Annotated in this window: 25 protein-coding genes; 3 read left to right on the forward strand and 22 right to left on the reverse strand. The window is 51.6% G+C overall.

Features of this window, described 5'->3' with window-relative positions; all coding sequences use genetic code 11:
• Position 1 precedes the first annotated feature (1 nt).
• The 19 genes from ACZRN6_RS33510 to ACZRN6_RS33600 all read right to left on the reverse strand — a co-directional run bounded on the left by ACZRN6_RS33510 (position 2) and on the right by ACZRN6_RS33600 (position 16,214).
• The gene (locus ACZRN6_RS33510; protein ID WP_198831376.1) at positions 2–244 is read right to left on the reverse strand and encodes a hypothetical protein; all 243 of its coding nucleotides are present in this window, start codon (positions 242–244) and stop codon (positions 2–4) included.
• A gap of 2 nt (positions 245–246) precedes the next feature.
• Positions 247–495 carry a hypothetical protein gene (locus tag ACZRN6_RS33515; RefSeq protein ID WP_198831375.1) on the reverse strand — a complete coding sequence of 83 codons (249 nt, stop codon included), beginning with the start codon at positions 493–495 and terminating at the stop codon, positions 247–249.
• A 51-nt stretch (positions 496–546) separates the two neighbouring features.
• A complete protein-coding gene (locus ACZRN6_RS33520) occupies positions 547–2,685 on the reverse strand; it encodes a type IA DNA topoisomerase (protein WP_198831374.1) in 2,139 nt (712 codons plus the stop codon).
• A 51-nt stretch (positions 2,686–2,736) separates the two neighbouring features.
• Positions 2,737–3,123 carry a TrbM/KikA/MpfK family conjugal transfer protein gene (locus ACZRN6_RS33525; RefSeq protein ID WP_198831373.1) on the reverse strand — a complete coding sequence of 129 codons (387 nt, stop codon included), beginning with the start codon at positions 3,121–3,123 and terminating at the stop codon, positions 2,737–2,739.
• A gap of 54 nt (positions 3,124–3,177) precedes the next feature.
• Positions 3,178–4,728 (reverse strand): type IV secretory system conjugative DNA transfer family protein, encoded by a 1,551-nt coding sequence (locus tag ACZRN6_RS33530; RefSeq protein WP_198831372.1) that lies wholly within the window; start codon positions 4,726–4,728, stop codon positions 3,178–3,180.
• A 65-nt stretch (positions 4,729–4,793) separates the two neighbouring features.
• Positions 4,794–5,153, reverse strand: coding sequence for a hypothetical protein (locus ACZRN6_RS33535; RefSeq protein ID WP_198831371.1), 360 nt, complete (start codon positions 5,151–5,153; stop codon positions 4,794–4,796).
• A gap of 8 nt (positions 5,154–5,161) precedes the next feature.
• Positions 5,162–6,283, reverse strand: coding sequence for a P-type DNA transfer ATPase VirB11 (gene virB11, locus ACZRN6_RS33540; RefSeq protein WP_464009790.1), 1,122 nt, complete (start codon positions 6,281–6,283; stop codon positions 5,162–5,164).
• Positions 6,246–7,628, reverse strand: a complete 1,383-nt coding sequence (locus ACZRN6_RS33545) for a TrbI/VirB10 family protein (RefSeq protein WP_198831369.1) — start codon at positions 7,626–7,628, stop codon at positions 6,246–6,248. The genes virB11 and ACZRN6_RS33545 overlap by 38 nt, the downstream gene beginning before the upstream one ends.
• A complete protein-coding gene (locus tag ACZRN6_RS33550; protein ID WP_198831368.1) occupies positions 7,615–8,409 on the reverse strand; it encodes a TrbG/VirB9 family P-type conjugative transfer protein in 795 nt (264 codons plus the stop codon). Before ACZRN6_RS33550 ends, ACZRN6_RS33545 begins: the two co-directional genes overlap by 14 nt.
• Positions 8,399–9,199, reverse strand: a complete 801-nt coding sequence (locus ACZRN6_RS33555) for a VirB8 family type IV secretion system protein (RefSeq protein ID WP_198831367.1) — start codon at positions 9,197–9,199, stop codon at positions 8,399–8,401. The genes ACZRN6_RS33550 and ACZRN6_RS33555 overlap by 11 nt, the downstream gene beginning before the upstream one ends.
• A 229-nt stretch (positions 9,200–9,428) precedes the next feature.
• The gene (locus tag ACZRN6_RS33560; protein ID WP_198831366.1) at positions 9,429–10,367 is read right to left on the reverse strand and encodes a TrbL/VirB6 family protein; all 939 of its coding nucleotides are present in this window, start codon (positions 10,365–10,367) and stop codon (positions 9,429–9,431) included.
• Between the two features lie 10 nt (positions 10,368–10,377).
• Entirely contained in the window at positions 10,378–10,737 is a 360-nt protein-coding gene (locus ACZRN6_RS33565) for a hypothetical protein (protein WP_233098429.1), read from the reverse strand.
• 42 nt (positions 10,738–10,779) lie between these two features.
• Entirely contained in the window at positions 10,780–11,463 is a 684-nt protein-coding gene (gene virB5, locus ACZRN6_RS33570; RefSeq protein WP_198831365.1) for a P-type DNA transfer protein VirB5, read from the reverse strand.
• A gap of 16 nt (positions 11,464–11,479) precedes the next feature.
• Positions 11,480–13,993: a VirB4 family type IV secretion system protein gene (locus ACZRN6_RS33575; RefSeq protein ID WP_374068296.1), complete on the reverse strand. Its 2,514-nt coding sequence runs from the start codon at positions 13,991–13,993 to the stop codon at positions 11,480–11,482.
• Positions 13,914–14,375, reverse strand: coding sequence for a VirB3 family type IV secretion system protein (locus ACZRN6_RS33580; RefSeq protein ID WP_198831364.1), 462 nt, complete (start codon positions 14,373–14,375; stop codon positions 13,914–13,916). Before ACZRN6_RS33580 ends, ACZRN6_RS33575 begins: the two co-directional genes overlap by 80 nt.
• A 19-nt stretch (positions 14,376–14,394) precedes the next feature.
• Positions 14,395–14,715: a conjugal transfer protein gene (locus tag ACZRN6_RS33585; RefSeq protein WP_198831363.1), complete on the reverse strand. Its 321-nt coding sequence runs from the start codon at positions 14,713–14,715 to the stop codon at positions 14,395–14,397.
• Positions 14,708–15,388 carry a lytic transglycosylase domain-containing protein gene (locus ACZRN6_RS33590; protein WP_198831362.1) on the reverse strand — a complete coding sequence of 227 codons (681 nt, stop codon included), beginning with the start codon at positions 15,386–15,388 and terminating at the stop codon, positions 14,708–14,710. The genes ACZRN6_RS33585 and ACZRN6_RS33590 overlap by 8 nt, the downstream gene beginning before the upstream one ends.
• A gap of 3 nt (positions 15,389–15,391) precedes the next feature.
• Positions 15,392–15,604: a hypothetical protein gene (locus tag ACZRN6_RS33595; protein ID WP_198831361.1), complete on the reverse strand. Its 213-nt coding sequence runs from the start codon at positions 15,602–15,604 to the stop codon at positions 15,392–15,394.
• 91 nt (positions 15,605–15,695) lie between these two features.
• Positions 15,696–16,214, reverse strand: coding sequence for a transcription termination/antitermination NusG family protein (locus ACZRN6_RS33600; RefSeq protein WP_463862578.1), 519 nt, complete (start codon positions 16,212–16,214; stop codon positions 15,696–15,698).
• A gap of 264 nt (positions 16,215–16,478) precedes the next feature.
• Between ACZRN6_RS33600 and ACZRN6_RS33605 the strand changes: the two genes are divergently transcribed.
• The 3 genes from ACZRN6_RS33605 (at position 16,479) to ACZRN6_RS33615 (ending at position 17,845) form a co-directional block, all read left to right on the forward strand.
• Positions 16,479–16,823 carry a helix-turn-helix domain-containing protein gene (locus tag ACZRN6_RS33605; protein ID WP_198831359.1) on the forward strand — a complete coding sequence of 115 codons (345 nt, stop codon included), beginning with the start codon at positions 16,479–16,481 and terminating at the stop codon, positions 16,821–16,823.
• Positions 16,824–16,883: 60 nt separating this feature from the next.
• Positions 16,884–17,360, forward strand: coding sequence for a DUF6392 family protein (locus ACZRN6_RS33610; RefSeq protein ID WP_198831358.1), 477 nt, complete (start codon positions 16,884–16,886; stop codon positions 17,358–17,360).
• A gap of 119 nt (positions 17,361–17,479) precedes the next feature.
• Positions 17,480–17,845 (forward strand): hypothetical protein, encoded by a 366-nt coding sequence (locus tag ACZRN6_RS33615; RefSeq protein WP_198831357.1) that lies wholly within the window; start codon positions 17,480–17,482, stop codon positions 17,843–17,845.
• Positions 17,846–17,889: 44 nt separating this feature from the next.
• Here ACZRN6_RS33615 and ACZRN6_RS33620 read toward each other — a convergent pair whose 3' ends face one another.
• The 3 genes from ACZRN6_RS33620 to ACZRN6_RS33630 are packed head-to-tail and all read right to left on the reverse strand — an operon-like array spanning position 17,890 to position 19,109.
• Positions 17,890–18,153: a ribosome modulation factor gene (locus ACZRN6_RS33620; RefSeq protein WP_463862581.1), complete on the reverse strand. Its 264-nt coding sequence runs from the start codon at positions 18,151–18,153 to the stop codon at positions 17,890–17,892.
• A gap of 40 nt (positions 18,154–18,193) precedes the next feature.
• Positions 18,194–18,469 carry a hypothetical protein gene (locus ACZRN6_RS33625; protein WP_198831355.1) on the reverse strand — a complete coding sequence of 92 codons (276 nt, stop codon included), beginning with the start codon at positions 18,467–18,469 and terminating at the stop codon, positions 18,194–18,196.
• A complete protein-coding gene (locus ACZRN6_RS33630) occupies positions 18,462–19,109 on the reverse strand; it encodes an AAA family ATPase (RefSeq protein ID WP_198831354.1) in 648 nt (215 codons plus the stop codon). Before ACZRN6_RS33630 ends, ACZRN6_RS33625 begins: the two co-directional genes overlap by 8 nt.
• Positions 19,110–19,750 lie beyond the last annotated feature (641 nt).

The following is a 19,750-nucleotide window of genomic DNA, read 5'->3' on the forward strand; positions in this document are numbered from 1 at the left end:
CTCAATATTCGACTTCAAAAAGGGTGTCGCCCTGTTGCCCGGCGAGGTCGCGTAGCGCCGGGAGTTGTTCATTAATGAAATGGGCCGGATTTTGCGATGCCTCTCCGATAATCATGTCCAGGGCATCGAAGTAACTGTATTCGTGGCCCAGTAAACGCTGCTGCTCTTGATACGCCTGGGCAAGCGAGTCCTGCTCAACCTCTACAATCTTTAGAGCCTGTTGTTTCAGGGCATCAGCTGACATGCTCACTCCTTCCACTTCTGCTGTGGATGAGCGTTTTTTTGATCAGCCTGCAAGCCGTTTGATAGCACTTGCAGAGCGATTTGGTGCTTCTGCAAGGAAACCGATTCAGCTTGATTTGCCTGGATCTGCACCAAAGACACATTGATCGCGGCAAGTTGCGCGGTTTGTTGTTCTATCTGTGATTGCGATGCGCAGCCGCCCAGAGACAGCAGCATCAACGCGGACGCCGCGAAGGCCATGTAAGTTTTCATAATTTCATCCTGCAGGTGGGGGGGTAATTGAAGGTGAGCCAATACTGGCTTTTAGCGGTTAAAAACCATCTGTACCTTGGCTTCAGCATCCAGGCGCAGCGCAGCGTCGAACGTCTTGCCCGCCTTGCTCTTAAACCCCTTTAGAACACCGGTTTTACCCTTCGTCAGCAGGGTTTCGATCTGGCCGAAGGTCAGGTTTTTACCGCTAATTTCGGGGTACAGTCGGAATTGGCATCCTCGGCATGCAATCACCCTGGACGTTACGGCCAACTCACCACCGCACATTGGGCATTTCGCGTTGAGTTCTGGCGGGGCGTCCTTGACCAGGGCCTGCACGTTGCCCAAATCCACCGTTCCCACCTGGTGCGCGATAAACCTCTCCAGTTCGTCCAGGAACGCGTCTACCGTCAGCTCCCCGGCCTCGATCATCTGTTGCTGTTCATGCCAAAGGGCAGTCATGTCCGGCGTGGTTGCGATAGCAGGCAAAGCGGCAATGAACTCCAGGCCCAACGAGGTCGGGATGAATTTCTTCTTCACCACCTCATAGAAACCACGCTCTTGTAGCTTGGTCAGCATTGATCCACGGGTGGCTGGGGTGCCAATACCGCCGTTTTCGCCGGTCTTGCCCTTGTCACGGTCCAACAACAGTTGCTTGATTCGCGGGTCAACCACGTACTTGGCCACCCGCTTCAAATCTTTAAGCAACTCGGCCTCGGTGTAGATCGGCAGTGGACGGGTTTTCTCTTTTGAAATGGTGACGGACTCGCACACGCCGTTTTCAGAAGCTTTTAAAGCCGACAGAGCGTCGAACTGGGGGCCTTCGTCAGTTTCCGTGGAGTCGTCTTCATCGTCGGCACTGGTGCCGATGAGCGCTGTCCAGCCAGCCTGAGTCGTCTTGTTGGAACGGGCGACAAAGGTATGACCGGCAACCTCAAATAGCACCTCAGCTGCCAGGTAGCCTTTGGCTGGCATGAACTGCACCAGGTAACGCTTCACGATGGCCAGGTAAACAGCCTTTTCGTCCGCTGACAGTTTGGCGATATCCACTTTGGTGCCGGTCGGAATAATCGCGGTGTGCGCCGAAACCTTGCTGTCGTTGAATGCACGGCTCTTGCGTTGCGGATCTACCTGAGCAAAAACGACGGCAAAATCCGGCAGCACCTGGGCCAATATCGCCAGGGTTTGTGGCGCATCCGAAAACTGTTCCTCGGACAGATAACTGCAATCTGAACGGTTGTAGGTAATGGCCTTGTGGTTGTCACGCAGTGACTGGGTGATGGCCAACGTCTTTTCAGACGTAATTCCATGTTCCTTGCTGATCTCTGCTTGCAGCATCAGCAGGTCAAATGGCAGGGGGGCAAGCTCCTGTTTTTCGACCACTTGAGCCCGAGTGACGATCGCAGGCGCTTGATGACACGCGGTCGCAATGGCCTGGGCATATGACTCGTCGATGATCCGGTTTTTGTCGTCTGCCGGCGCATCATCCGGGACCACAAATTTCGCGCTGACCCGACCGCCAACAGCCAAATTGGCGTTGACCGCATAGAAGTTGGCGGCGGCATGGTTCTTGTTCGCCAGGTAGCGGTTCACGATCAAGCCCAGGATAGGGGTCTGTACTCGCCCGACCGACAACACCGTTTTAACCCCCCTGGCCCGCGCTGCCAACGTGCAGGCCCGCGTCATATTGAACCCGTAAAGCTGGTCACCAATGCTGCGCGCCAGGGCCTTTTGGTACAGACCGAAAAACTCACGGTTGTCCTTGAGGTTTGCCAAGGCTTTAAGTGCCGTATTGACATTAAGGTCGTTGATCAGCACACGCTTTACTGGACTGGTATTGCCGAAATATTCCAATACCTCGTCCACCAACAACTGGCCCTCGTCGTCAGGGTCGCCAGCGTGAACGATCTCTGACGCTTGCCCAATCAGCCCCCCTACTACCTTGAGCTGGTCATGGGTGCGTGCAATCGGCTGGTACTTCACTGGACGCAGTTTGAGCGGCAAATCCGTGGCGTTCCACTTCTCATAGGCCGGGTTATGCACCTCGGGCGGCGCCAGTTCCAGCAGGTGCCCAATGCACCAGGTCACAACATCCGAACCGCACTGGAAAAACCCACCTTTGTTTTGCGGATTGCCCAAGGCTTCGGCAATAACCTTACCCAAGCCTGGTTTTTCGGCAATAAAAACTCTCATGTTTAAACCCCTGATAGGAAGCAGTTAATTAAATAATTCATTCGAAATTAGTTAACCAAACACCTTGCCGAACTTATCGTTAATCTTTTTGTTAATGCCCTGATCGGCGGCAGGACAACTATTTAGAAACTGCCCTCGGGCCGTGGCTGTCTTGTCCCACCTAATCTTTCCTTTCTTCTTGATCTGGATACTGAAGTAGTCCTTTTCAGCACTGCTGCATTCGCTTCCGCCGCTATTGCCTGTGAATTTGCCAAACATGCACAGCACGGTTTTGCAGGGGTCCTTGGCAAAGGCCGGTGACGTGGTGAAAACGGCCAATGAGAGCAGCGCTGTAGTCAGGTATTGGCGAATGCGTGAACCCTGTGTGCGTTTTTTAGCAGGCACAGCTTTGTGAGCAGCCAGGCACAATTGGCCCGCCGCGAGTACGGTGGTTTTCATGATTTCATCCTTTGTTTGTATGCGCAGAGTTGCGCCTGATCATGCAGAAAGGGGTTATTGCTTGCTCTGTGGCATGTCGCGTTTATGTTGTTCCTCTTTCATTTGCGCATCATGAGGGGCTGCGACAGCGGCTTTGGCCTCAACCATCCGCACAGGTACGGTCAATGCGTCGATTTTGGTTGCATCCCCAACTGGCAAGGTCGGAGGCTTCATATTGGCTCGCCCCCTTAAAACATCGTCCTCGTAGTAAAAAATCTTCCGTGCCCTGATCTTCATCGGCGCGGTGGCTTTCGTGCCCTGGATGAACATCAGTTGATGGTCATAAGGCATTTCATTGATATCTTGAGGAAGCATCAACGGTCTGGCTTGCTCGCTGTAGTTGTCCGTTTGGTTGCGATCACCCACCTTGCGCTTGCCCAAGGATTGGGTTTGCACCCTGACTGTGGTGTTACCCAGTCGTGCGCTGTACTCCTTGGCCAGGTCAATGTCACCAGGTGCAAAGACAATCTCGATGTGGAAGGCCTTCATGATGGCGTTGCCCTTCTCCGTACCGTAGGTGGCCCGGATCTGGTCCTTACCCTGAAAGATGATGAAATACCGTAGGCCTGCACCACGGGTCAGCGCAGGCGCGGTTTCCATAATTTCCATCCGGCCCATGATTGCAAACTCGTCCATGAGCAACGCGAGCTGATACTTATATTTAAGGGTGCCATCTGCACAATGTCCGCCATGCTCCGGCAGGGGCTTTGAGTTCTGTCGGATTGCTTGGGTAAAAAACAGATTCATCAAAGGGCCGAACTTCTTCAGCGATTCTTCGGACATGCTGAAGTAGATCGTGGTCTTTTCCTGCCTGGCCTTGGCGAAGTCGATATCGTCACCCGACAGCGCCCAAGCCACGGTTTTCTCTGCATAGATCGACAGAACATCGCGCACGATATCCGCCGTGGTGGACCAGCCACTGCTTTTGTTCTTTGACGCTTCGAATACGCCGTTCAGTTCTCGCAAAGTCTCAGAGGACAACGCTTCAGGCCCACTGCTGCGCTCGTTAATGACCTGCTGAGCCCATGCCCCCATTGCAGAACCTAACGATGCAACCTCGTAGGCCTGCGGCAGCGTTCGAGGCATCGACGGTGTTTCCATTAAGTACAACAAAATGGCGGTAAATACGTTGCTGGCCTTGGTGTACCACTCCTGGTTCTTTTCGTTGCTCGACACAAACAACACGCTGGCCAAGGTTCGAATTTCACCCAGCCGGTAAAGCGGATCATTGCTGATCTGCGACAGCGGATTCCAACGGTGTGTTTCTAGGCGTTCGGGTGAAAAGCGGAACACCTTGTGGCCCGCAAAAGCTCTAAAACCCGAAGTGATCTCCCAGTTTTCAAATTTGGGATCGTTGATCACCATTGAATCGGGGTAGCTAAGCGCATTAGGAATAACCTCTCCCACCCCTTTGCCGGTTCCGGGAGGTGCGGCCAACATCACGAACTGCTGGCCATAACTGGCCAAAAACGCGTCTTTGGTGGGGTGCTTGCCGATCAGGAAGGCGGGGTATTCTTCGATGCGCTTTTGTGGGTTACTTGGGCTATACACAAGATTTTTAGACATGCTCCCTCCCCTTTTTAGCGTGATGTGAATGGTTTTCACACATTGCTCTATCTCTCCATAAATTATTATTTGCTGGTGTTGTGGTATTCGCCTTTGTATTCGAACTGACGCAACTCTCTGGCGTTAGCAAACCGAGCATCGCCGTGCAGTGAGCTGGTCGGGTTGAGCCGGAAGAAGAAAACCATCAGCGTGATTCCAACCGGCAAAAAAGTGATAGCTGCGGTCACACACCAAGACCATGGTAGGTACAGCAATCGACGGTCGTTGAGCGCCAAGTGTCGAGCATCCCATAGGGTGTGCCACGTCAGTCCTGCTGTGGCATTGCCCGCCGTCAGCTTCAAGAACAAGGCACCACCGGCATACAGCCCACCAACAAAACACACCATCATCAACACCAGAACCAGCAGGGTTATTTTCCACCACATAACGCCTCCTAAATCGCCTTGCCATTGAGCAAAGCCAGTTTGTGTTTTGGCTCGTAATGCACCTCTTTAATGTGGGTGCCTTCCATGTACACCACCACGTCAAATGAAGTCCTGACCAGGCGCTCGATGTAGTCATAATCCAGCCCCTTGCCTACCTCCGACTGCTTCACCAGTCCGCAGACACGGGCATAGCCCGCCTCGCTGTCGTTGGCGTGAGCCGTGGTCACAGTGCCCTTGGTGCCAGTGTTCAAAATCTCGATGAAGTGCCACACCTCATCACCGGTTAGCTCAGCTAGAAACAGATGGTCAGGCTTCATCCGCAACGAGCTGGCCACCAGGGCTTTAGGTGCCACCACAGCGCCGTAAAACAAGTGAACATGGTTGGGGTGATAAGGAAGCTGCAATTCACTGACCTCCTGGATGGTGATCATCCGTCGATTGACCGGAAACAGGTCCATCAAGGATTTACCGAAGGTCGTTTTGCCGGAGCCAGGCCCACCGAAAATGATGATGTTTTGCCGGTGTTCGACGGCCAGCGGAAAAAACCAACCCCAGTTGCGTTCGTTGTGCGCCGTGACCATTTCATGCTGCCAGCCGGTCAAGTCCGTCACAGGGGCTGCGATGGCCTGGGCACCATCAAACCGTCCGCTGTCGATGTAATCTTGAAGCGTGAAGCGTTCAATCGACGGCTTACGAAAGGTCATGGACAACGTGCCCTTTTCACACGCCGGAGCCATGACGATCTGGCCCCGCTCACCACCAGGTAGCTCAACCGTGTGAATCGGTGTCTTAGCCGCCAATTCGCGGTGGTTAAGCGCGGCCAGGCTGTTGGCCAATCTCCAGCACAGGTTGTAGGTCAACCAAGGCGCGGCCTCCTGCTGCCAGCCCGTGGGTGTATCCACCCACATCTCCAAAGGCCGGTTAATCGCCACATCCGTGGTGCCAGGCCGGTTAAGCCGTTCGGTCACTCCTGACTGATCGAGAAAATCCAGCACCAACGTGGATTCGATGAGGATGTTGTCGTCCTCATCCTGCTCAGCACCTGGTACTTGTTGTTCGTCATTTGGGTTTGTCATAGGTATTACCTCATTGTTAGCGGTTCTCAAAAACCGATGAAAAGTCGATGTCACGGGCCACAATCACCGTCATGACCGTACCCGGCAGAATGTGCGCGGTGGGCTTTATGCCTATCGTGCTTTCCAGCGCCTTATTGGCCATGTTTTCCGTGTTTTGCTCGCTGTTATTCACCGTGTAGCCGCCACTGCTTTTCTGCGTCGTGTTTTTGGCCGCTTCTAATGCATCCTGGATAAAGGACAGCATTACCGCGCCGCCAAAGCGCTGCATGTAGTGATTGTCGATCCAGGCTTCTGTACCACTGGCACCCATCGGGCCAGCGCCTAAACTGGCAAGATTGGCCCGCACACCCGATTGAGTCTCAAGTTCAGTCCAGGAGGTGAACACACGCACCTGGCCAGGCCTGACTTCGACGCTTTGCTCACCGAACAAACGGTCACCAGCATCAGCAAGCACGGTTGAGCCGTCCGCCGAATACAAAGGTTCGGTCAATGGGCACTCAATCAACGAGGGTTGATCAGTCACGATCTCGGTGTACAACACGCAACGGGTGTAGGTGTTGTGTGACAGCAGGTATTTACGCGATGGGGCCAGCACTGCCTTGCCTGGTGAGAAGCTGGTACCCGACAAGTTGCTTAAACTCCCCCGCGATGACGAACCACCGCCCAAGCCACCCCCCAAGCCCGTCTGAGCCACGTCAGGAGTACTTTCAGTGCCACCGGCCAACGGCGTGACTGTTGCTGGGCCTGACGCCCCGCTAACCGACGAACCGTAGCCCGAGGCATCCTGAACCAACGGTGTCACCACAACGCCTCCAGCCAACTTGCGTTGGGCGGGTGTCTGAGGCACATCTTTGGTATCGCCTTGAGAGGATGTATTGGCACCGGCTGTCGCGTTACCCGAATTGGCTCCTGACTCGGTGCCTTTATTGGCTTTTTCTTGAGCGAGCCTTAACGCTTCTGCATCCTTGGCCTTTTGGTCTTCCTCGGCCTGCATTTGCCTGAGTTTTTCCTCTTTCAGTTGTTTCATGCTGGTGTCGTTGCCCGCGTCCTTGTCGAGCGTGGCATCGGCCTTGACCGTGCTTTCATCAATGTCGGTGGAGCCTTCTTTCATTGTTGAAATGACCCACCACCAGCCCCCGACTAATATCAAAAGGAACACCAGCACTACACCGGCAATGGAGAGGTACAACGCTTTTTTGGACTGCCCCCCTCCTGCACGCTTTTTCAGTAGGTCGAACGAACCACGGGCCTTATCGGATTGCACGGGTGGCAGCTCGTTGGTTTCTGCCGATTCTGGAGTGGTGCCCGCCGGGGTATCCTGGGCGTGTTTTTGGACTTCATCACCAGACAACTCGCCGCCCTGGATGACATGGCCGTCATTACTGTCATTGTTCTGCATGCTTCACCTCTCGAATCTCCCCCGTGGTGGTGCCGTTGTAGTTGTAAAAGCCACCCACCTGTTGCCGGGTTCTCGCCTCCAGTACCAAGCTGTTAAGCCGAAAACGGAACAACTGGCTGACGCCATGCACCACCATGATGTTTTGCACGTTGCGCACGTTGACCAGTGTCTCGGTGCCATCGGGCAACACCTGGTACACCACCGGACGTGGTGCATTGGTCACAAACCGAAAACAGGTAAAGGTGCCGTTGTCCCAACCTTCCGCTGGCGAAATCGCCTTATCACCGCGTACCTGGAACGTGTTGATCGGTCCTGGACATGGGTCAGGATTAAAGTCGCGAGTGGCCTGCGGTTTTTTCGGCGGATCTGGATAGGTGAACCGCAGTGCATAGGTCATGTCGGCCACCTGCTTAACCAGTTTCAGCTCCAGCAGGTAGGTATGACGGTTGGTGTTAATAATCAGGTTGGTATTGGGCTCCTGATCCGTGGTCGGCTTAATCGCCACGATGTTGCCCGCTTTGTTGGCGCCTATGGACCACGCAGTGGGATCGCCCGCCACAATCAGGCCGGAATCCTCATACACCGTTTCATGGGCTGGGAACTGCACCAGTGAAGTACGCCCGACCACCGCTTGAATGCGAAATACGTTGTCCGGGGTATAGAACGCGGTTTGTACCCGTCGATCCTGGTAAGACCCCTCCCCCATTTTTTCAGCGAATGCATGTTGCACGCTGACCGAAAGGAACAAGGCCACAAAAACCGTCATGGATTTATTTTTCATGACTCACCCCCGCCCCGACTTCCTGGGTTGGCGAATAGGACAGAGCGCCAAACCCTCGCGGGTTAAGCCATTGATCACCACGTTTTTTTGTCGGGTTCTTGTAGTCGTAACTGATTGTCGACAACCAAACCGCAGGCTTGACCTCTGGATCTGGCATGCCGTTACGGTCGAGCACTGTTTTGGTAAGACGTACTTGGGCGGTGCCCTTTGCGTTTTCACGGGTGAGGAACGTGATGTTGTTGATCTCGGTTTTGATTTGCCGGTTGTTGCCCAACACAGCCAGATAGCCCTTGGAAGACAATTGGAAGTTACGGTACTCGGCAAACGTGGTGCCATAGGACAGCAACTCGACCATCGAAAACTGGGCATCGTTGTTCGAAAAGTTGTAACTCTCACGAAAACGCACATAAGTAGCCAGCCAGTATTCATCGTCGATCTGTTCGGACGACTTAACCTGGCTGATTGGTTTAACCACATCGGTAAAGCCGGAACTGTTATCAACCCGCACCAGGTACGTTTCTACCGTTTTAAGCGGGGTCAACCCGAGAACAGCACCCACGGACATAAACGCCAATACCCCGAAAAACCCTGCTAGGCGTTTCCAGGTACGCGCACTGCGCTGATGGTCCGCTGCCAAATTACTTTCAAACCAACGGGCCGCATGGATATACGCCTGCTCAGACAGGCTGATATTCCTTGCTGCTGCTGCATCGATGCTGACCTGAGCGGCAAGGTGCTGCTCTTGTTCGATGACTTGTTGGCGATTCCTTTTATTTTTTCGAAGATTCATGCTGCCCCCCGACTGCTGTGGCTTTAACGTCTTTTGCTCTGGCCGGTGCATTTAGATCAGTCCATGGGCCGGAGGCTTCGGCTAACTTGGGGGCAGAGCTGCACCCCAACAGCAGGACAGCACAAAGCAGCCCGCTTATTGCGAGTTTGCAATTCATAGTGATTACCTTTTTAAAACGAAAGAATCAGAAGGGAGTTGCTATCGCTTGAGCAAGCGATGGAATACAAAGTTACTTAATGTTGTTGCGGCGTTTGGCTAAAAGCTTTGCGACACCACCAGCCATTTGTCTTGCCGTGTTAAATCCAGAGGCTCTACCGATAAGCCCTCCAAGTCCTCTAGCACCTCCCGTTGGAGTCCCGCCCATGATAGACGCGGCATAACCTGGTAGCTCGGTCGCTAACAGCGTGAACGTAGCGAATACAACAAGCATGCCGATATTCCCCGCCAAGCTGGTATTTATTACCCCATCCTTAATTATCTGTGTATTGATAAAATTAATTTCCATGGCAAGAATTATTGAAAATAGCACCTGAGTCAGCATAAATCCGCCTATTGCAGATACCCACCCCCAGAACCATTGTCTAGTTTGATCAAACAACAGAAATGCAATAAATATAGGGCCAACCGCCAATAGGACCGTCGTGGCCACTTTAAGTACAAAAAGTGTACCGACAGCAGTTAATATGAATGGAATACCCCCTAACAAATAAAATACCAAGCCCTGAATACTTAGCCAGATATCCTTCAAGCTCGTAGTGAAAATATTGAATGACATTGCGTCATAAAAGGCTTTTAAGTTATCGATATATGCCAACACCATTGTATCTATCTGGTTGGTTTGGTCTCCTTCCTGGCCTGATAGGACGCCTCCCATCCAATTAGGTAAACCGCTGACAAACGGAACAATGGTTTGTATGTACCAAGTCACGTTGAACGCACAAAACGCAATAAATGCCATTTTGGCGATTTCGCGGACAACCTCTTCAAAAGCAACATTCATTCCTCGGTAGAGCCATTGAATATTTCGAAGCGTGAAGTGGATTAACCACATGGTCCCGAATAACGCACCCACACCCAGCATCACCTTGGCCGTGCCTGTAGCCAAGGTGCTTTTAAGGGCGGCATCAACGGACTCAAATAGCGTATGAGCTATATTCGTAAAGTCCATATTGTCTCCGTCATTTTAATTTTACATACTCATCATTACCGAAAAACATACGGTCACCTTGCAGTCTCATCGTTAATAAACCGTTCATCATGCTTAAAACAGTATCAGACTCAGCTTTACCTTCGTATTTCTTATTTGTCGTTTTACGCCCACCTTCTAAAAAATCGACCATGGTAGTTTCAACATCCACATGAAAAACCTCCTTATCTTTTTTTATGTTTATATAATAGCTTGGCGGCGCAAGCCCCTTGCTTGCATGATTACCACTACTCCAGCGCCCGACAAAATCATCGCCTTTCCCTCCATTGCAACCCGACATCATCAACGTAAAAATAACCATACCAAACACTAGGCTTGTTTTTTTCAACATAAGTCACCCACCTGCTTTTATAGCTAAATACCCGTTATTGGATTAATCGTATTTCGGTAAGACTTTTGACTTTCCTAACATATAATCGCTAAATGCCTGTGCTCGTTTATTGTTTTCCATTTTTTCTTGTTGCTCCATCAACATCTGCATATTTGCCATGCGCATCTGTTGGTTTTGTTGCTCCAACAGCTCCTGTTGATAGCGCAACTGCAAGTCCTCCTTTTGCTGTGGCGTTAGAACCACGTTCAACCGGCCCCTTAACTGCTCGGCGTTCCTTACCCGTTCAGTGCTGGCATCGTAATTTCGCTCCAGCGCATCAGCGGCGGCCAACAATCTGTCGAACTTGGCCTGAACACTGACATTATCCGATTTCAGCCCATAGCGCTCCCGCAGACGAGCTATGTCCTGGACCGTCCCATAAACATCAGCCCATTCACCCATTGGCAAAACCTTGTTAAGCGCCGGGTTATTCAGAAAGTCGCCAAGTTTGTCATTCCCTGTTGCGATGCTTTTGAAGTTGTCGTACTGAGATTTAGCTTGGCTGATCCCATCCTTGGCAGTTTTCAAAGCATCCATGGCTTGTTGGGCTTGTTGCAGGGCGTTATTTGTCAAAAGCAGCGCCGTGGTGCCGTCAAGCGTTGGAATGCCAGGCACTGCCGCATAAGTCGGGAGCGCAGCCGTCAGCAGCGCGGCACTTATCGCCGTCGCGATGATTGTCTTCTTCATGGTATTTGCCTCGGTATTAGAGCGGCAGTAGGTCGGCTGCTCTTTGCTTTTTAAAGACCGGCATCCAGAGACGAGCGTCGGTGGTATTGAGGGTCTGACTGATATGCACGGCTTGCTGGTAAGCCGGAATCCATTCATTGGCATCGGTGGTGTTCAGGAACAAACGAACATGTTCCGCCATTAAAAAGGCAGGCACCCACACCTTTGGATCGGTAGTGCCGAGTAACTGGCGCACCTGCTGGGCTACGGCGGCATTGTGGTCGGTCGTGGAAAGCAACGGCAGCCAGTATTTCAAGTGATCGTCCAGAACCAGCTTCAACTTCACCGCGTTGTGCCCCTGCTGAACCACCATTTCACGACTGAGCGTGTTCATGTCAACCACGGCATCAAACACCTTGTCCCTGACACCAAAACGGGCATAGCCAGCACGATCTGCCTTGAAGTTTGGAAGCCATATCGCGGTAACGACCTGCTGTATTACATCGGCAGCATAGGGTGTTGCCAAGGCATCCTCGGGGTTCTGCGTATCCATCATCAGGATTTCGCCGCGCTTTCGACCGCTTTTCAAAATTTCCTTAATGGCATCCGCCGTGCTTTCAAAGGACAGCGGCACCCAGTACTCGGCCATGGTGTTAATTAACAGACTGCCTGGCCTGGACTGGTGCATCGCACGCTTCATGTAAAACAAGGTATTGAGCAATACCTCCATCACTTCCGGGTGCTTGCTCGCGTACTCTTTTTTAAGAACCCGTGTGCAGTCGAATGCCAACCGTTGATAGCTTTGCGGGTTGAACAGATTTTTCGGAGAGTCCAGCACCCACGCGTATTGCCCCTCACGGCCACCGGCCAGGCGGCACCATTTTGACAAGCGGGTATGCAGGCAATTGCCGCCCCGTGGCGTGATGTTTTGCAGCAACAACGACATGCCCCGAAAGTGCACGTTTTTGTGCTGCATCACCGCCTCGATGGAATCCTGAATCTCACGCTCTTCGTCCTCGTCAGTTTTGTCTTTACCCCCCGCGCAGCTCAGTACCTGGTCGTACAGAAACTGGCGCAGTCCCTTGCTGTCCTCAAACTGGAAAGGGTTAATGCCCGTGAACTCTCCTGGTGACAGGGTGTAATAGTGCGTACCCAGCGCCCCCAACAGATTTTTCAGCGATTCGTCGTAGTCGATGCCAAAAATCATTGGCTTAAACCGACTGAAAAACACCAACAACGTGGCGAGAAAAGTTGTTTTACCCACCCCCGTTTGGCCGGTGAGCGACAAATGCCCCGGCAGTTTTTCACCCAAGTTGTTTTGCCCTGGAGGGCTGTCGTGCGCATTCAGAACGAACAACGAGTCGTTGACAGTCCGCATGGGGATTAACCCAGTTCCGTCGCCTACAGGGTTGCCCCTGGCCTTGCCGGTCGGGGTGGCATGCAGGGAAAAGCCACATGCGAAGTTCTCCGTGGACTTCATCATGGGATACAGCGCCTCGGTCACCCCTGGGAACTGCGTATACCAGGTGTCAACGTTGGTCATGGTCGAGCGCACGAAGGCCGTGTCGTGAACGGTGAACACCGATTCCATTTTCGAGCCATTATCAATGGCCTCATCCGGGGTGTTGCCGTAGACGATCAGGGACGCGTGGTAACGGCCAAATGCTTTTTCACCCTGGGTCACTTCTTCAATGGCGTTTTCCAGCTCGTCCGTCTGCCTTGTTTCGCCTTCAACCGACCCAAGGTCGGCAATGTGCTTGTTGAACTCTTTTTTGGCCCGGTTACGGTCTTCAAACAAAAACGACTGCACCAGGGTGAATTCAAACTGCTGCTCAATGGCCTCATCCCACATGCCAGGACGTGAACCACCCCCAGGGTAATCACGTAGGTCATAGGTGGTGGCAAAACGGCGCCCTCCCCGGTTAGGCCGATTTTCGATAAAGTCGTATTCGCCAAAGCTGGTCACGCTGTCGATGACGGCATCACCCAGTCGCGTATCACTGACCAGCACGTCTTGTTCATGACCGTTGATTAACAGGCTTAAAAACCGCCCAACCTGCGAGTACAGCGCGCCCTGTTCGTTTTCTTCCAAGGCCATGATGGCCGGGTCGTACATCGCCAGACTGGTTTTGGAAATAGTCAGTAGCTCTTTCATCCGCCGAATACCGTCATCGAGGTCACGGTATTTGAGAACAAGAGCTAGGCTATAGCCGACCTGGCGAAAGGTGCCGTCCCGAAAAGGAGCGGTGTAGGCATCGACAAAATCTTGCAGCGCAGGTAAAGGCAGGTCGTATTCAGTATTAAGCTCGATGCCCGTTTTGGTCACATAGCTTTGCAACATCAGGTTCTTGCCTTCCTTTTTCCCTAATGCCACGAAGTAGCGGTTGAGTTTGAAGAACCATTGTTTGAGATCTTCATCACTCTGCGTTTCGTGGGAAACACCTTTGAGCCTGATCAGGCTGACCAGCCGATTACCGGGCAATGTCACCATGTTCTCGTGGACGGGATACCCCAGCAGCGGCACTTTGACCTCGGGGGGCATGTACTTCATGACTTGGCGCCGGATGAAACCGGCGTTGTGCGAATCGTTTGCCATAGAATTGGCTCCAATTGGGATTAAACGGGGTGAGCAGCAAACGCTTGCCGTACCGCCAGTTCATGCGGATACGACGCCAGGACCACCACAAACGCCGTGGGTACTGGGCATCAACCGCGCAGATGAAGCGCAAGGCTGCTAATGCACCCGCAAAGGGCGCCAGGAACAACAAACCCCACACCCAAGACAGCAGCACAGTTCCTGCCACGCCGCAGACCAAACCGCCCATCAGCAAAGCCACCATCGGCATAATGGGGATACCCCACTGCATGGCAGGCCTGCTCATTGCGTTGTAGCTCTCGAAAATCAACTTCTTCAGTGATTCGTTCGCTGACATGAGTTTCTCCGCTGGGGCGTTATGCAGGCGTGCCAGTGCCAAAGACCTGCCAGGCAGCCGCCCCCAACACCATCGTGCCGCCGACCACAACGAGGACGCCAACCTGTTGCAGGTAGTCCATGAAGGTATGGGAGCGGTCGCCGGTTGAACGGGCAATCATCCATTGGATACCGGACCACATCAGGCAACCGAGGCCCAAGGTGCCGCCCAAGGCATAAAGCGCAAGCCGGATATTGGTGCCCCACGTTTGAAGCTCAGATTGCCAGTCAGCCATGGCCAGCGCGGGCATACAGCACAGGATCAGAACAGCGGCGCGTGGAAGGTTTGCTTTTTTAAACATCGACTTTCTCCTTTGGGATTTCTTGCTGTGGTTCCGGCTTTAGATCAGACGCAGAAGGCTGCGCAGCGGGCATATAGCGCGGGTATTGGCGCAATACGTCCCAACTTTCATAGGTTGGTTGTGGAGGGGGTGAAACAGGTTGTACCGGCACTTGTGGAGCACTGACGGCGCCGGTCAAGGCTGGCACCGTAACGGTGGTGATGTCGGCATTGGCGACCACACGCTGTACGTGACTCGATCCGCCAAACTGCGCTTCTGGTTGAAAGCCACGCCGTTTGTTGCCGCTGTAGTAACAGGAGATAGCTTTGTGCAAAGCCTCCTGCTGTGTACCGCCGTCTGGGACGGCGCTGGCATAGCAGCCCTCAAGGATCGTGGCTGTCATGCGCAAGTTAGTGCAGGGATCAAACACCACCTCCGGTTTGGCTACATCAAAGTGCTGTCGGTTGATCTGCCCTAGGCCAATGCTGAAATTGGCGCCCTCTTTCACCAACGTATTCACCGCCGTCACCGCCTCTTCCAGGTTTTGCGGCTGACGTGGCAACGCTCTGCCGACGACGCCGATAGCCCATGGATTAAAAGCGGATTCTGTTTTGACGATGGGAGTTAACGTGGCGGGGTGTATCGAGGGGGCGCATTGCAGGGCCAGGGCCAAAAAGGCACTGGTAGTTAACATTTATTACTCCTCGTTGTTTTTAAATTCCTTCAGCAGTTCAGCCTTTGCTTGATCTGCAAACCGATCAATCATGAACTTTAGAAGTTGCGATGCAGTTATTTGACGCCGTGTTTGAGAACTCACATCAATAGCGTGACTTGTAAGAATCGCATGACGTTCAAGCCCAACATGGACTGTTGTAGTTTTTGCTCGACTCCCAATTTGATTTGGGACCATATAACCTCCTGTGGATGCACAAAGACACCACCAGGCATAAACCTGGCAGTGGGAATTTGTATAGTTGATGTTTAGGTTTACGTGGATAAGATCAAGAGTCGCTATCAATTGAAGAGCAGATTCTTGAATAAGGAAGATTGCCTAATTTCAGAAGACGCTCATGATCTTTTTGAAGCAGAGAAAACAAAGCTGCTTGCCGTTGTAACTCTGACTTTATTTCTACGATGGCAGACCATGCGCCCTGCATATCAGGCGGAAGGTTTCTAAGCTCAAGGCAAGTGACCGCCTGATTAGGTAGAAGCAACAGCGACTGCTTCAAATCCTCGATGATGGCGTCTGACACGATAGCCGGGATGTTCCCGAAACGCACAAAACCCTTAACCCCTGGCAGGTCAGATATTGTGGTGGTGTGCACCTGTTCGAAGTCGAAGCGCAGGAATAAATAGCCGGGAAAAAGCTGCTTTTCTGTGATCCTAACTGCGTTACAGTCCCGGCGCTTTTTAACCTCACACCTGGTAGGAGAGTAAACCTCAACCCCAAGCGCTTTAAGTTTTTCAGTAACCAACTGAAAACCATGGAAATTATGCGTTATCAAAAACCACCCTTGCATACCTTAACCCTCCCTTTTGGGTGCGATCCGCCACAAACGCGCCGTGCAGGACGGGTCTGATGTGGTGTAGCTTTCCTTAATAGTAATGTACAAAAACACAGTACTGATTATACATACAGGTGTTTTCATTGCAACGACCTGTTCACTCCTGACAATTATATGCGTTTCCCGCCACAAAAAATATAATAAATGCATAAAATATAAAAATTGACCTTTTTTTTGAAGGTAGGTGACTGAAAATACAATGATTTTTAGGCGCTAATGATGATCTCTCCTACAAGAAAATTCATAGGCGCCCGCATCAAAGCGCTTAGAAAGGCAAAGGGAATAACCCAAGCCGTTTTGGCCGAAGCCTTGGAATGTGAAAACGCTACTATTAGCCGCTACGAGCGGGGCGAGTATGTCCCTGACAGCGAACAACTACTGAAAATTGCAAAATTACTCGGCGCTTCACCTATGGATATTCTCCCCACAGATGATGACGTTTCTAGGGAAAGGCTCCTAGAGTTACGGGCTACCCTTCAAGATCTGATTTTTACAATTGACAACCCTTCATTTTTAACCAAACTCATCGAGTTAGCAAAAACGACTAATAAAAAAAATTCGTAAAATCATGCACATAGAAACATCACATTTATAAAATTAACGTCGCAGAGATAGGTAATATTAATGGACTCCGCAACCATAGAACTCTGGATCAGAAGCCTGGGGCTCTACTACCACTCTATGGTCAAGAGTGGGGCGATTCCAAAGCTTCCACTGCAATATCTATACGAAGGGGACACCTCATTAGAGATTGAGCCTGTCGTAGGAATCGAAATGAGCTTCTGGCCTGAGACTCTGCGTTTCGAGTCTCTCCACATCACTCTGCAAGAGGACATGCCTGGCGGTATGCCGATTTACACCGGTGAGCTACCTGCGCCCTTCACCTCGGTAATGACAAAAGGCCAGGTGCATTCGATCTTGGGAGAACCGCTGCGTTCAAGAGGACGGCTAGACCTGCCAGGCATGATTAACCCCATGGGTGGCTGGGATACCTATCAGCTTGACTCAGCTATTCACCCTGGCGTCGTAGTGGACTTCCAGTACAATGAGACGTTACAAGTTGAACGACTGAGCTTCTCAGTAATCGACCACAGCGGTTGATGTCAACGCCAACCTGGGCGTTCTATGTTCCTGAAATAAATTAGGCGGGTTTATCTGACCAACTCTCTGGATATGTCAGCAAGACTATTGCCAGGATCTCACATCAAAAGGAATAACTCATGAATAAAAGCATTGCTCTTGCTCTACTCATTTCTACTTCTCTGTTACTGCACGGATGCTCTGCCCTCGACTATAAGACAGGCACCCAAGTCTCGGCACAGCAGTTGGCCCAATTCCAAAAAGGCAAAACCACCCAGCCGCAGGTGATTGCTGCCATCGGACACCCACCAAAGAAAACCGAGGTCAGCAGCAAAGAAATTTGGACTTACCCTTACACGAAGATCGCAGCCCTACCGTTTTCACCCAACATCAACGAAAACACCGTTTTTGAGTGGTCGTCCAAGGGTGTCTTGTTGGACGCCTATAAGAGCGGAGGAACCCCTGGTGAGTCGGGCAACGCTCTACTGGACGCCGCTGGAATGTGATCAGATTGCCATCTGACGGGGACTGCTTGAGGAACACTCAAATTTTAGAATAATTCGAGTTGCCTTGCTTTCTTGTAGCCTCTGATCCATGAGTTTCTGAACTGGGGGGCTTTGTAGGGGCACCCCCACAAAGGCAGGCCATTGGTTGCATCTTGTGCGCCTTTGGCCTCGGCGGTTCGATGAGGATTATTGTCTTTACGTCGATCCATGCTGACGCCCTCCCCTCTTACACTCCCCTTTTCGCTCCAGCGAGCGCAAAGAAAATCCAATTCATTTTTAGCCTGATCGGCTAAGAAACCTCCCGTCATTGTATAGTTAAAATATTAATTCATAAATCATAATTATGAATTAATATCCTTCTCTGGCAAGTACTTCACGTATGATCCCACTGACCGTTCTCTGCCCTTCTCTGCTCCGCTTATTTTTCAAAGCCGCATCCTGCAAGTTCTCAATCATTTGAGGTGGCAAACTGATGCCTATCGCCTGAGCTTTTTGCTCGATTTCAGCACTTTTCACCTTGGATTGACCGAAAGGCTTGTCGGCCAACTCCTGAGCAAGTTTTTCGATTTGATCCGGGGTCGGTTGTTGACGCCCAGTAGCCGATTGGCTTCGGACCTTAACCATAGAACACCTCTTGAACGAGCGACCGGACTTCACCGGCAGCTGAAGGATTGCCAATTTCAAGAACAGACAGGCCTTCGCTGCCTGCGTCTTTGTATGCTTTGCGGTGATAGCCTACCGCTTCAAGTACTTTGAACTGAGGAAACTCCTCGGCATAACTTCGAAACTCTGCCCGCTCCTTTGGCTTCACTTTCAGGTTCGTCGAGGACATCGTCTGATAGAGATAGACATTGCCTTCAAGTCCAGGATTGAGGTCACAAATCTTGATGACTTGCTCTTGAAGCTCTTCCAGGGTATCCAAATCGAACTGAGAACACTGATGAGGTGCAACGCACGCATGTGCAACACTCAATCCCGTTATCAATTCGCGACTGTTGCGACCCGCAACGTCAACAATCACGTAATCAAATTTTCCGTCGAGCGTTGTCAGTGTTGAGGCAATGTTATCTCGTTTTTCGATCAGTGTTATCGCTGGTTTCTTGTCTCCAGACTCTCTTTCCGCGTGCCATTTGGCTGCCGTACGTTGAGCATCAGCATCGACCAGACACACGTCCTTGCCGTCCTTAGCAAGGGCCACAGCAACATTCGTAGCTGTCGTAGTCTTCGACGCCCCCCCTTTGTTACAACCAATAATCACGATCATCGGTAAGTCCTATATTTAGTAATTCATTATTTATAATTCATATTTCATTAATGTGAATTCATAATATATTGATATCCACGTCCCTGCAAACCAAAAATTTCACCACTGGAGAAACTCACCTGTACGTCTGCCCGCCCACTCTGAATCCAGGGAGGATGTGGGAGCAGTTCATAAAAATGAATTCGCAATTATGAATTCATAAAAATAGCTTATTCCAAAACAAAGCACAGAAATAGGGGACGGTAGAGAAAACGGACAAAATCGTACGCTAAGCATGCGGCCTGTCAGGTTGAGGCCATAGAGTTTGACGTTTAGGCGTCAGATAATGCAGAAAGCGGCCCTAGTCTGACGCGATGCCAGTGAGCCGACTGACGTCCAGTTGAGGTGTACTTGGGGTTCGGGGAGCAATGGAACAGTAAACGCACTTAAGCCCAGTACCTGCCCGCAAACCAGCGCTCTGTCTGGGGAGTACGATAAAACCACCGTTTTATGAAACCGCTTTAACGAGCATCAGGAAGGACCGTAAACATCCGAAAAGCGGTTCCTGAATTCAACACATAAGTGCAACGCTCACCCCTGTATGCACTTCGTACGGCGTCTTCCAGCCCAAGCGCTTGCGCGGGCGTAGATTGATCCTCGCT

It is taken from the genome of Pseudomonas sp. A125, from assembly GCF_055409485.1.

Coding starts and splice junctions, on each gene's coding strand:
- ACZRN6_RS33510 (WP_198831376.1), bottom strand. CDS start 244: ATGTCAGCTGATGCCCTGAAACAACAGGCTCTAAAGATTGTAGAGGTT.
- ACZRN6_RS33515 (WP_198831375.1), bottom strand. CDS start 495: ATGAAAACTTACATGGCCTTCGCGGCGTCCGCGTTGATGCTGCTGTCT.
- ACZRN6_RS33520 (WP_198831374.1), bottom strand. CDS start 2,685: ATGAGAGTTTTTATTGCCGAAAAACCAGGCTTGGGTAAGGTTATTGCC.
- ACZRN6_RS33525 (WP_198831373.1), bottom strand. CDS start 3,123: ATGAAAACCACCGTACTCGCGGCGGGCCAATTGTGCCTGGCTGCTCAC.
- ACZRN6_RS33530 (WP_198831372.1), bottom strand. CDS start 4,728: ATGTCTAAAAATCTTGTGTATAGCCCAAGTAACCCACAAAAGCGCATC.
- ACZRN6_RS33535 (WP_198831371.1), bottom strand. CDS start 5,153: ATGTGGTGGAAAATAACCCTGCTGGTTCTGGTGTTGATGATGGTGTGT.
- ACZRN6_RS33545 (WP_198831369.1), bottom strand. CDS start 7,628: ATGCAGAACAATGACAGTAATGACGGCCATGTCATCCAGGGCGGCGAG.
- ACZRN6_RS33550 (WP_198831368.1), bottom strand. CDS start 8,409: ATGAAAAATAAATCCATGACGGTTTTTGTGGCCTTGTTCCTTTCGGTC.
- ACZRN6_RS33555 (WP_198831367.1), bottom strand. CDS start 9,199: ATGAATCTTCGAAAAAATAAAAGGAATCGCCAACAAGTCATCGAACAA.
- ACZRN6_RS33560 (WP_198831366.1), bottom strand. CDS start 10,367: ATGGACTTTACGAATATAGCTCATACGCTATTTGAGTCCGTTGATGCC.
- ACZRN6_RS33565 (WP_233098429.1), bottom strand. CDS start 10,737: ATGTTGAAAAAAACAAGCCTAGTGTTTGGTATGGTTATTTTTACGTTG.
- virB5 (WP_198831365.1), bottom strand. CDS start 11,463: ATGAAGAAGACAATCATCGCGACGGCGATAAGTGCCGCGCTGCTGACG.
- ACZRN6_RS33575 (WP_374068296.1), bottom strand. CDS start 13,993: ATGAAGTACATGCCCCCCGAGGTCAAAGTGCCGCTGCTGGGGTATCCC.
- ACZRN6_RS33580 (WP_198831364.1), bottom strand. CDS start 14,375: ATGTCAGCGAACGAATCACTGAAGAAGTTGATTTTCGAGAGCTACAAC.
- ACZRN6_RS33585 (WP_198831363.1), bottom strand. CDS start 14,715: ATGTTTAAAAAAGCAAACCTTCCACGCGCCGCTGTTCTGATCCTGTGC.
- ACZRN6_RS33590 (WP_198831362.1), bottom strand. CDS start 15,388: ATGTTAACTACCAGTGCCTTTTTGGCCCTGGCCCTGCAATGCGCCCCC.
- ACZRN6_RS33595 (WP_198831361.1), bottom strand. CDS start 15,604: ATGGTCCCAAATCAAATTGGGAGTCGAGCAAAAACTACAACAGTCCAT.
- ACZRN6_RS33600 (WP_463862578.1), bottom strand. CDS start 16,214: ATGCAAGGGTGGTTTTTGATAACGCATAATTTCCATGGTTTTCAGTTG.
- ACZRN6_RS33605 (WP_198831359.1), top strand. CDS start 16,479: ATGATCTCTCCTACAAGAAAATTCATAGGCGCCCGCATCAAAGCGCTT.
- ACZRN6_RS33610 (WP_198831358.1), top strand. CDS start 16,884: ATGGACTCCGCAACCATAGAACTCTGGATCAGAAGCCTGGGGCTCTAC.
- ACZRN6_RS33615 (WP_198831357.1), top strand. CDS start 17,480: ATGAATAAAAGCATTGCTCTTGCTCTACTCATTTCTACTTCTCTGTTA.
- ACZRN6_RS33620 (WP_463862581.1), bottom strand. CDS start 18,153: ATGACGGGAGGTTTCTTAGCCGATCAGGCTAAAAATGAATTGGATTTT.
- ACZRN6_RS33625 (WP_198831355.1), bottom strand. CDS start 18,469: ATGGTTAAGGTCCGAAGCCAATCGGCTACTGGGCGTCAACAACCGACC.
- ACZRN6_RS33630 (WP_198831354.1), bottom strand. CDS start 19,109: ATGATCGTGATTATTGGTTGTAACAAAGGGGGGGCGTCGAAGACTACG.